Below are 9666 nucleotides of genomic sequence, written 5' to 3' on the forward strand. Positions count from 1 at the left end.
GGTCGGTGCTCTTCACCCCCTCGTCGGCATAGAGCACCTCGGTCTCTCCCTGCTCGAACCGCTCCATGGCCAGATTGGCGATGAGCCGGGTGAGGTGGGAGAGCGGCCGGCGCAGCACCCGGCGCCGGCCGGGCTCCTCGGTGACCGGTGCCGGCGGGGCCGGCGCCAGGAGGGCGGCGCAGTCCACCCGGTCGGCAAGGTGCTTTTGCACCAGGAGGTCGGTGCGGCCGACCAGGTCCTGGAGCCGGCGGACGCCGGTGGCCGCCAGGCGCATGCGCAGCTCCTCGCCCAGGGCACCCAGGAGCCGGGCCAGGTTCTCGGCCTCCGCCTCCACCACCCGGGGGCTGAAGCCCTTGACGCCCTTGGCCTCGGCATCGGCCTTGCTGCGGATCTGGGTGGCGATGCCCCGGGGGCAGCGGTCCAGGTGGCAGCGCTGGCAGGAGATGCAGCCGATGGCCATGAGGGCGGCGGTGCCGATCCCCACCCGGTTGGCGCCCAGACAGATGAGCTTCATGACATCGTGGCCGGAGCGGACGCCGCCGTCGGCCCAGATCTCCACCGCTGGCCGCAGGCCGCTTTCGGTCAAGGCCCGGTGGGCCTCGCTGACCCCGATCTCCACCGGCAGGCCGACGAAGCGCTTGGCGTGCTGGCGGGCGGCGCCGGTGCCGCCCTCGAAGCCGGAGAGGTTGATGATGTCGGCCCCGGCCTTGGCCACCCCGACCGCAATGGTGCCCACCCCGGAGGTCACCGGGATCTTCACCGACACCCGGGCCTCCGGGTTGGCGGTCTTGAGCTCGGTGACGATCTGGGCCAGGTCCTCGATGGAGTAGATGTCGTGGTGGTTGGAGGGCGAGATGAGGGTGATGCCCGGCTTGCAGTGGCGGGCCTCGGCCACCATGGCCGAGACCTTGGCCCCGGGCAGATGGCCGCCCTCGCCGGGCTTGGCGCCCTGGCCGATCTTGATCTCCAGGAAGTCGGCGGAGTTGAGGAAGGGCATGGAGACCCCGAAGCGGCCGGAGGCGATCTGCTGGCCCCGGTTGTGGCGATAGCGGCCGAGCATGTCCGGGATCTCGCCGCCTTCGCCGTTCAGGCAGACGATGTTGGCCTTCACCGCCGCCTCGGCGTAGGCGCGGAAGGAATTCTCCCCCTGGGAGCCGAAGCTCATGGCGGCGATGACTAATGGCATGCTGTGGCGGCCGATGCTGATGTCAGTGGCGGCCAAGGCCGGCCGGGCCTCGGCGGGCACCTCTTTGAGGGCCAGGCAGTGGCGCAGGCCCGAGGGCATCTCGGTCTCCAGCCTCTCCAGCTCCCGGGCCATCTCCAGGTAGCCGGTCTTGCCGATGGCCACATCCCGGAGCACCCGGCCAACCCGGGGGTTCTTGGCCGGCTCGCCGGCCAGGGGCAGGGGCTCCGGGGCGCTGGCCCGGGCCAGGCGCTGCCGGGCCAGGGCGGCCAGGCGCTCCAGGCTGAAGCCCGCAGCCGGGGACGGGCAGAAGCAGGGGATGTCCAGGATGGCGGCCACCTCCGGGGCGAGGCCGATGGCGGCAAAGATCCGGCCATAGCCGCACAGCTCGTGGATGCCCATGGTGGACATCACCTTCTCCATGCCCTTCTGGAGCACGGAGAGGTTGTTGGCCAGGACGCGGGAGACGCCGAGCTCCGGCGAGGCATAGCAGGCGGCGGCCTGCCAGAGGAGGTACGGGCACAGGGCATCGGCGCCCAGGCCCAGGAGGAGCATGATGTCGTGGAGGTTGCGGATGGCGCCGGAGCGGACGACAAGGCTGGCCCGCCGCCGCAAGTCCGCCGCGGTCAGGGCCTCCACCACCGAGGCTACGGCCAGGGCCGGGTCGATGAAGACCCGATCCCCGGAGAAGCTGGTCGTGTCATCCAGGACCACCAGATCGGCACCGGCCGCCACCGCCCGGCAGGCCTCCTGGCCCAGGGTGGCCAGGGCCGGGGCCAGGCCGGTCTCGGCAGCGAAGACCGCGGCCAGCACCTGCACCCGGCTGCGGTCCCGGCCGTTGCCGGAGAAGAAGGCGGCTACGTCCTCCACGGTCAGGGTGCCGATCTCGGCGGCCAGGGCGCGGCAGCCGGCCAGGTCGATGCGGCCGGCCAGGGAGGCGGCGTCCAGGAGCAACGGATTGCCCAGCTCCAGGCCCAAAGGGGCGTGCTCGCCGGCCGGGGCCAGCTCCGGCCGGCAGCCCAGGGTCACCCGGGTGGTGAAGTGCTCCGCCTCCCGCTCCCGGTCGATGGCCGGGTTGGTGACCACGGCCACGTTCTCCTTGCAGGCGTCCGCCAGGTTGGGGAGATTCTCCGGCACGAAGACCGCCAGCGGCCCGGTGTGGCCCATGGAGCCGATCACTTCCCGGCCGTCCAGGGAGACCCGCTCCCGGATGGCCAGGTCGTACTGCTGCCAGCCGAAGGCCGCCAGAAGATTGCTGGCCGCGGCCAGATCGGTGATCCTGGGCACCGGCGGCAGGAGGTCCGGCGCCGGGGCTTCGGGGAGGGGCGCGTCCGGGGCTTGGCGCAGGCGGCGCAGGGCGGCCAGGCTCTTTTTCACCGCCGGCCGCAGGGCCAGGAGGCGGGCGAGCTGGCGCTGGATCTGGCCGCAGTCCAGGATCTGGGCCGGCTGGCCGCGGCCGGCGAGGATGGCCACCTTCTCCCCGGGGGCCAGGGGCTTGGGATCGACCATGGTGCGGTCGAGATCCACCACCCCCTTTTCCGAGGACAGGAAACAGTCGGTATCACTTTCCCCCAGCCACAGGGGCCTCAATCCCAGGGCGTCGACGCTGCCCAGGCAGGTGTCGCCGTGGCGGGCGACCACCGCGGCGGGGCCCTGGGCCGAGGCCGGGAAGAGCCAGCGGTAGAAGGCGAAGAGGTCCTGGCGCTCGCTATCGAAGCCGGCCACCTCGGAGTGGATGGCCGGAAAGACCACGCTCATGGCCTCCAGGAGATCGAGGCCATGGAGGTGGATGAGGCCGGCGATGATGCGGTCCAGGGCCTGGGAGTCGCTGCCGCCGGGCACGGGCCGGATGCCCAGGGTGCGGCCGACTCGGATCAGCCGCTCGATGGTGTTGATCTCGCCGTTGTGGCCCAGGATGGCAAAGGGCTGGGATCGCTCCACGGTGGGCAGGGTGTTGGTGGAGTACCGGCCGTGGCCCAGGCTCATCACGGAGCGTACTTCCTGGTCCAGGAGCTCCGGAAAGACCCGGGGCAGCAGGTCCGGCAGGCCCTGGAGCTTGTAGACCGCGGCATCCAGGGACAGGGAGGCGACATGGAGGTCCGGGAAGGCCTCCTCCAGGTCGCAGATCAGGTGGAAGAGGCGCCGGCCGCCGGCGACCCGGTCGTGGTCCGGCACCAGGCCCGCCAGCTGCCAGAACAAAGGGGCGTTGGCCCGGGCCCGGGGGCCCAGCTCACCGTCCCGGGCGCTGTCCGTGGCCTCGGTCAGGAGGTCGGCACCTCGGGCGGCCATGATCTCCCGCACCCGGCTCCGGATCGCCACGGCTTCGGGCTTGAGGCCCTTGGGGATCAGCAGGTGGCCGACAAAGAAGCCGCGGCTTTCCGCCAGATGGCCGGAGAGCTGCCGGACCGCCAGGCGCCGGGCCCACAGCTCCCGGGGGATGTCGATGGTGATGCCGCAGCCGTCGCCCTCGCCGTCGATGTCCCCGGAGCGGTGGCCCATCTTGCGCAAGGCATCCACGGTCTGGACGATGTTGGCATGGGTGGATTCGCCCCGCTTGTTGACCAGAGCGATAATGGCACAGGCATCCCGTTCCTGGACAAGGGAAGATCCGTTCATGGGCGTGGCTCGGGGAGAAAGGGATGGAGGAGACCGGCCGGCTACGGCCGCACAGGGGCCGACAGTGTATCCCCGTGCCAGCCTGGGCTCAAAGGTTTTTTTTCTGGCTGGCCGTTGGCTTCTCGTTCAGGCTGGCCAGGGGGATGGGCTGCGGGGTGGTGGCACAGGGGCCGCCGCAGCCGCAGCCAGCCGGCGCCGGGGTCCGTCCCGGGGCGCGGCGCCAGAGCCCGCGGCCGATGCCGGCCAGGGGGCGAAGGGAGATGGCAGCCAGGAGCAGGGCGGCCGCCAGGCGCCAGACTTGCGGCACCAGCTCGCCCGCCTGGCCGATCATTGCCTGGGGGGAGATGGCCAGCCAGCCGTAGAGCGCATCCAGGGTCAGGCCGCCAGCAACGCTGACCAGGGCGATGGCCGCGAGATAGATGGCGGTGCTGCGCCGGCCAATGAGGCCCACCAGCACGGCCAGGGCCGCCAGGTTGGTGGCCGGACCGGCCAGAAGAAAGACCAGGGCCGCTCCGGGGCTGGCGCCTTTCAGGATCATGGCCGCGGCCAGGGGGGTGGAGGCGGTGGCGCAGATGTAGATCGGCACCCCCAGGGCCAGCATGAGCAGCATGGAGACAAGGCCGCCGCCCAGGGCCCGGGTCATCAGCTCCTCGGGCACCAGGACCGTCAACAGGGCTGCCAGGAGGATGCCCACGAGGTACCAGCCCACCAGCTCGGCCCACAGATCATGGAGGGCAAAGCGCAGCCCGGCCACGAGCCGCTCCCCCAGGGGGTGGTGCCGGCGGTGGCTGGCCGGCGGACAGTCCTGGCCGTCGCAGCAGCCGTCCACCGGGCAGGGTGCTGGCCGGGATACCGGCGGTGCCGGTGGCGGGCCCAAAAGGTTCTCGGTGACGCCCGCCACCACGGCGGTGGCCAGGGCCACCACCGGCCGGGCCACGGTCATGAGGGGGTCCAGAAGCGCCCAGCTGACGGTGATGGAGTCCACCCCGGACTCGGGGGTGGCGATGAGAAAGGCGGTGGTGGCGCCGTTGGAGGCGCCCTGCCGCTTGAGGGCGGCCGCCGCCGGCAGCACGCCGCAGGAGCACAGGGGCAAAGGGATGCCCAGAAGCGCTGCCTTGATGACCGAGCGGACGCGGCCCCGGCCCAGGTGGCTGGCCACGAATTCCGTGGACAGAAAGACCTTCAGAAGCCCCGCCACCAGAAGCCCGAAGAGAACATAGAGGGCCGCGTCCTGCCACAAATGCCAGGCCTCGGCGGCCAGACGGCCCAGGGCCGCCACCAGGGTGATGAGCTTCTCGTGCGCCGCAGCCATCAACGCTCCTCCAAAAGGTGCTCCAGGGCCAGGCCCAGCACCGATTCCACATGATGATCATCCAGCCGGTAATAGAGCACCGGCCCCTGGCGGCGGTTGGCCACCAGCCCCAATTGGCGCAAGGTGCGCAGCTGGTGGCTGACCGCCGATTCGCTCAATTCCAGGGTGGCCGCCAGATCGCAGACACACATCTCGCCGGCCACCAGGGCCCAGAGGATGCGCAGCCGGCTGCTGTCGGCCATGGCCTGGAAGAAGGCCGCCAGCCGGCTGAGCTTTGCCGGCGGCAGGGCCGCCTCCTTTGCCCTGGCCACCCGGTCGGTGTGCACGATGCGGCAGGCACACCGATCCTCCTCAGCCGGCCTGGCCGGGGCGCACGTGGCTTCCTTCATGGCCTTCCCGGCCTCCGGTCTATAGGAGTTGTTATCATCTGAGTGATTGCTCAAATATACAAATGCCGCAGCGGCTGTCAAGCACGCCAGAGCGAGCTGTCCGGCCGGCCGACAGGCTGGTCGCCGCCACAGAGGGGCGAGCCAGCCGGGCGCCTGGCCGGCTTTCGCTTGCCAAGCCGCGCGTTCGGTGGTAGAAAGATCAGATTTTTCACGACACACATCCCTGCGAGAGCCCTTTGGTGTCCGCGTGCGGATTGGGGGCCACGGGATGGCGGAGCCAACCAAGAACCGGCAAGGAGAGACGAGGCAATGGCGTACGTAACCATGCGGCAGATGTTGGAGGCTGGCGTCCATTTCGGGCACCAGACCCGGCGGTGGAACCCGAAGATGAAGCCCTACATCTTCGGCGAGCGGAACGGCATCTATATTATTGATCTGCAGAAGACGGTGGGCCTGTTCCGCCGGGCCCACGACTTTGTGGTGGAGGAGGCGGCCAGGGGCGGCTCGGTGCTGTTCGTCGGCACCAAGCGGCAGGCCCAGGATGCGGTGCGGGAGGAGGCCGAGCGCTGCGGCATGTTCTCGGTGCACTACCGCTGGCTGGGCGGCATGCTCACCAACTTCCAGACCATCAAGAGGGGCATCGAGCGCCTCAAGGCCCTGGAGGCCATGCACGAGGACGGCTCCATCAACCGCTTCCCCAAGAAGGAGATCATCACCATGGGGCGGGAGCGGGAGAAGCTCCTGCGCACCCTGGGGGGCATCAAGAACATGCGGGGCCTGCCTTCGGTGGTGTTCGTGATCGATCCCCACCGGGAGCGGATCGCGGTCACCGAGGCCAACCGCCTGGGGATTCCGGTGGTGGCCATTGCGGATACCAACTGCGACCCGGACGGCATCGACTACGTCATCCCCGGCAACGACGACGCCATCCGGGCCATCCGGCTGCTGTCCGCCCGGATCGCCGACGCCGCCCTGGAGGGCCGGGCCCGGCACGAGGAGAGCCTGCAGGCGGTCTCGGATAAGGAGACGCCGGCAGAGCTCATCGAGGCTGCCGTGACCGAGGAGGCTGTGGCACCGGCCACGCAGCCGGCGAGCGCCTCCTGAGCCGGCGGTACGGAAGGTCCTTTCCGGCAGATAGCGCGGCCGGCCGGCCCGTTTTCGGGCTTGGCCGGCCGCGGATTCTTTTCCAACCGAGCTGTAAGGAGTGACAGTCGTGCAGATCACGAGCCAGATGATCAAAGAGCTCCGCGACAAGACCAACGCGGGGATGATGGATTGCAAGAAGGCCCTGGCGGAAACCGGCGGGGACATGGAGAAGGCGGTGGATGTCCTGCGCAAGAAGGGTCTGGCCGTAGCCCTCAAGCGGGCCGACCGGGCCACCAGCGAGGGCATGGTGGACAGCTACATCCACGCCGGCGGCAAGCTGGGAGTGCTGGTGGAGGTCAACTGCGAGACCGATTTCGTGGCCAAGACCGACGCCTTCCGGGGGTTCGCCCGGGACATCGCCATGCAGGTGGCCGCCACCAGCCCGGTGGCCGTACGGCGGGAGGAGGTGGCGCCGGAGCTGCTGGAGCGGGAGCGGGCCATCTACCGCAGCCAGGCCCTGGAGTCCGGCAAGCCCGAGAAGATCGTCGACAAGATCATCGAGGGCAAGATGGACAAGTTCTACGCCGAGTCCTGCCTTCTGGAGCAGAAGTTCGTCAAGAACCCGGACATCACCATCCAGGACCTCTTGAACGACCTCATCGCCAAGATGGGGGAGAACATCGCCGTCCGCCGCTTCGTGCGCTTCCAGATCGGCGCCTGAGCGGAAACGTCCGCAGGCCCCCGCCCTCCCATGCGACCCATGGGAGCCGGCGGCACCGATGCAACCGGGTCCAGGCGGCATCACGCTGCCGCTTTCTGTCCCCCATCCAGCCAACCGCGAGGTGGTCATGACCGGCAAGCCGCTCAAACGGGTTCTCCTCAAGCTCAGTGGCGAAGCCCTCATGGGGGAGGCCGCCTTTGGCATCAGCAGCCAGGTGCTCCGGTACGTCGCCCAGGAGGTGCGGGAGGTGGCCGGGGTCGGGGTGCAGATCGGGCTGGTGATCGGTGCCGGCAACATCTTCCGCGGGGTGTCCGGGGCTGCGGGCGGCATGGACCGGGCCACCGCTGACAGCATGGGCATGCTGGCCACGGTCATCAACGCCCTGGCCATCAAAGACGCCCTGGACGCCGCCGGCTGCCCCACCCGGATCATGTCTGCCATCGCCATGACCAATGTCTGCGAGCCCTTCGTCCGGGTGCGGGCTTTAAGGCATCTGGACCGGGGGCGGGTGGTGATCTTCGCCGCCGGCACCGGCAACCCCTTCTTCACCACCGATACGGCCGCGGTGCTGCGGGCCCTGGAGATCCAGGCCGAGGCCGTCTTCAAGGCGACCCGGGTGGACGGGGTCTACGACCAGGACCCCCTCAAGCACCCCGGTGCCCAGCGCTTTGACGCCTTGTCCTACGCCGAGGTCCTGGGTCGCAATCTCAAGGTCATGGACGCGGCGGCCATTTCGCTGGCCAAGGACAACGGCATCCCGATCCGGGTCTTCAACATGAACGTTCCTGGCAACATCAAGAGGGCTGTCCTGGGTGAAGCCATCGGCACCCTGGTAGGAGGTGACAGATGACCACGAGCACGGTGTGTGCGGCCATGAAGGACAAGATGGACAAGAGCATGGAGGCCTTCCGCCGGGATCTGTCCAGGATCCGCACCGGCCGCGCTTCCCTGGCCCTGCTGGACGGCATCTCCGTGGTGGCCTACGGCTCCAATATGCCCCTCAACCAGGTGGCCTCCCTGACCGTGCCCGAGAGCCGCACCATTGTCATCCAGCCCTGGGACGTCCAGGTTCTGGGGGCGATCGAGAAGGCGATTCTGAAGTCCGACCTGGGGCTCACCCCCAGCAGCGACGGCAAGGTGGTGCGGATCACCATCCCGCAGCTCACCGAGGAGCGGCGCCGGGAGCTGGTCAAGCAGGTGAAGAAGATCGCCGAGGACTACCGGGTGATCGTCCGCAACCTGCGGCGGGATTCCATCGAGGCCCTGAAGAAGCAGAAGAAGAACAAGGAGATCTCCGAGGACGACCTCTTCCGACTCCAGGAGGAGGCCCAGAAGATCACCGACGCCCACATCGCTGCCATCGACAGCATCTTCGCGGACAAGGAAAAGGAGGTGATGGCGGTCTAGGCTGCATCAGCCTGGGATCGCCACCCTGCCCATGCCGGATCAGCCCCGGCTCGACACGCCCTTGGTCCCGGCCCATGTGGCCATCATCATGGACGGCAACGGCCGCTGGGCCCGCCAGCGCGGCCTGCCCCGCTTGGCCGGCCACAGCCGCGGCATGGCCGCGGTCCGTACCGTGGTCCGGGCCGCCGACGAGCTGGGCGTGCGCGTCCTCACCCTCTACGCCTTCTCCACCGAGAACTGGAAGCGTCCGGCCCTGGAGGTGCGGGGCCTCATGGCCCTGCTCAAGGCGTATCTGCGCAAAGAGCTGGCCGAGCTGCACCGGAACCGGGTCCGGCTGCGCACCATCGGCGAGACGGCCAACCTGCCGGCCGATGTGCGCGCCGAGCTGGAGCGGGCCATGGCCGTGACCGCGCACAACCCGGGTCTGGTTCTCAACCTGGCCTTGAGCTACGGCGGCCGCAACGAGATCGTGCGGGCGGCCCGCAAGCTGGCGGCCCGCTGTCTGGCCGGCGAGCTGACGCCGGAGGCCATCGACGAGGCGAGCCTGGCGGCCGCGCTCGACACCGCCGGCCTGCCGGACCCGGATCTTCTGATCCGTACCGGCGGCGAGTGGCGGCTGTCCAACTTTCTTCTTTGGCAGGCCTCCTATGCCGAGATCCTGGTCACCGATCTGGCGTGGCCGGACTTCGGGCGCGAGCAGCTCCTGGCCGCGGTGCAGCATTACGCGGCCCGGGAGCGGCGCTTCGGTCGCACCAGCGAGCAGCTGCTGCCGGCGGCGGGCCGCGGGGAGACGGCTGCGGCCGGCTGAGCCGGCGCAGCGCTCACCATGGATCGGAAACGGGTGGCTACCGGTCTGGCCCTGGCGGCTGGCTGGGTGGGCCTGTTGTGCCTGGGCCCGCGCTGGCTGCAGCTGGCGGTGCTCCTGGCCGGGGGCGGCCTGGGTCTGGCCGAG

9 protein-coding genes are annotated in these 9666 nt (G+C 69.7%); 6 read left to right on the top strand and 3 right to left on the bottom strand.

Annotated features, from left to right (window positions below; translation table 11 throughout):
* From AB1634_07215 to AB1634_07225, 3 genes are all read right to left on the bottom strand, one after another.
* Nucleotides 1-3799: glutamate synthase-related protein (locus AB1634_07215; GenBank protein MEW6219315.1), on the bottom strand; the 3799-nt coding region annotated here is incomplete at its 3' end.
* A gap of 88 nt (nucleotides 3800-3887) precedes the next feature.
* Nucleotides 3888-5078 (bottom strand): SO_0444 family Cu/Zn efflux transporter, encoded by a 1191-nt coding sequence (locus AB1634_07220; protein MEW6219316.1) that lies wholly within the window; start codon nucleotides 5076-5078, stop codon nucleotides 3888-3890.
* A gap of 32 nt (nucleotides 5079-5110) precedes the next feature.
* Nucleotides 5111-5500 carry a metalloregulator ArsR/SmtB family transcription factor gene (locus tag AB1634_07225; GenBank protein MEW6219317.1) on the bottom strand — a complete coding sequence of 130 codons (390 nt, stop codon included), beginning with the start codon at nucleotides 5498-5500 and terminating at the stop codon, nucleotides 5111-5113.
* A 309-nt stretch (nucleotides 5501-5809) separates the two neighbouring features.
* Between AB1634_07225 and rpsB the strand changes: the two genes are divergently transcribed.
* The 6 genes from rpsB to AB1634_07255 all read left to right on the top strand — a co-directional run.
* The gene (rpsB, locus tag AB1634_07230) at nucleotides 5810-6604 is read left to right on the top strand and encodes a 30S ribosomal protein S2 (protein MEW6219318.1); all 795 of its coding nucleotides are present in this window, start codon (nucleotides 5810-5812) and stop codon (nucleotides 6602-6604) included.
* A gap of 109 nt (nucleotides 6605-6713) precedes the next feature.
* Nucleotides 6714-7307 carry a translation elongation factor Ts gene (gene tsf / locus AB1634_07235; protein ID MEW6219319.1) on the top strand — a complete coding sequence of 198 codons (594 nt, stop codon included), beginning with the start codon at nucleotides 6714-6716 and terminating at the stop codon, nucleotides 7305-7307.
* 127 nt (nucleotides 7308-7434) lie between these two features.
* Complete coding sequence (gene pyrH / locus AB1634_07240; protein MEW6219320.1) at nucleotides 7435-8157, top strand: UMP kinase; 723 nt, start codon at nucleotides 7435-7437, stop codon at nucleotides 8155-8157.
* On the top strand, nucleotides 8154-8714 hold the full coding sequence (gene frr, locus AB1634_07245; GenBank protein ID MEW6219321.1) for a ribosome recycling factor: 561 nt from the start codon (nucleotides 8154-8156) through the stop codon (nucleotides 8712-8714). The genes pyrH and frr overlap by 4 nt, the downstream gene beginning before the upstream one ends.
* Nucleotides 8715-8745: 31 nt before the next feature.
* A complete protein-coding gene (locus AB1634_07250) occupies nucleotides 8746-9522 on the top strand; it encodes an isoprenyl transferase (GenBank protein ID MEW6219322.1) in 777 nt (258 codons plus the stop codon).
* An 18-nt stretch (nucleotides 9523-9540) separates the two neighbouring features.
* Nucleotides 9541-9666 (top strand): hypothetical protein (locus tag AB1634_07255; GenBank protein MEW6219323.1); only part of this gene is annotated, 126 nt, incomplete at its 3' end.

It is taken from the genome of Thermodesulfobacteriota bacterium, from assembly GCA_040755095.1.
Lineage (GTDB): Bacteria > Desulfobacterota > Desulfobulbia > Desulfobulbales > JBFMBH01 > JBFMBH01.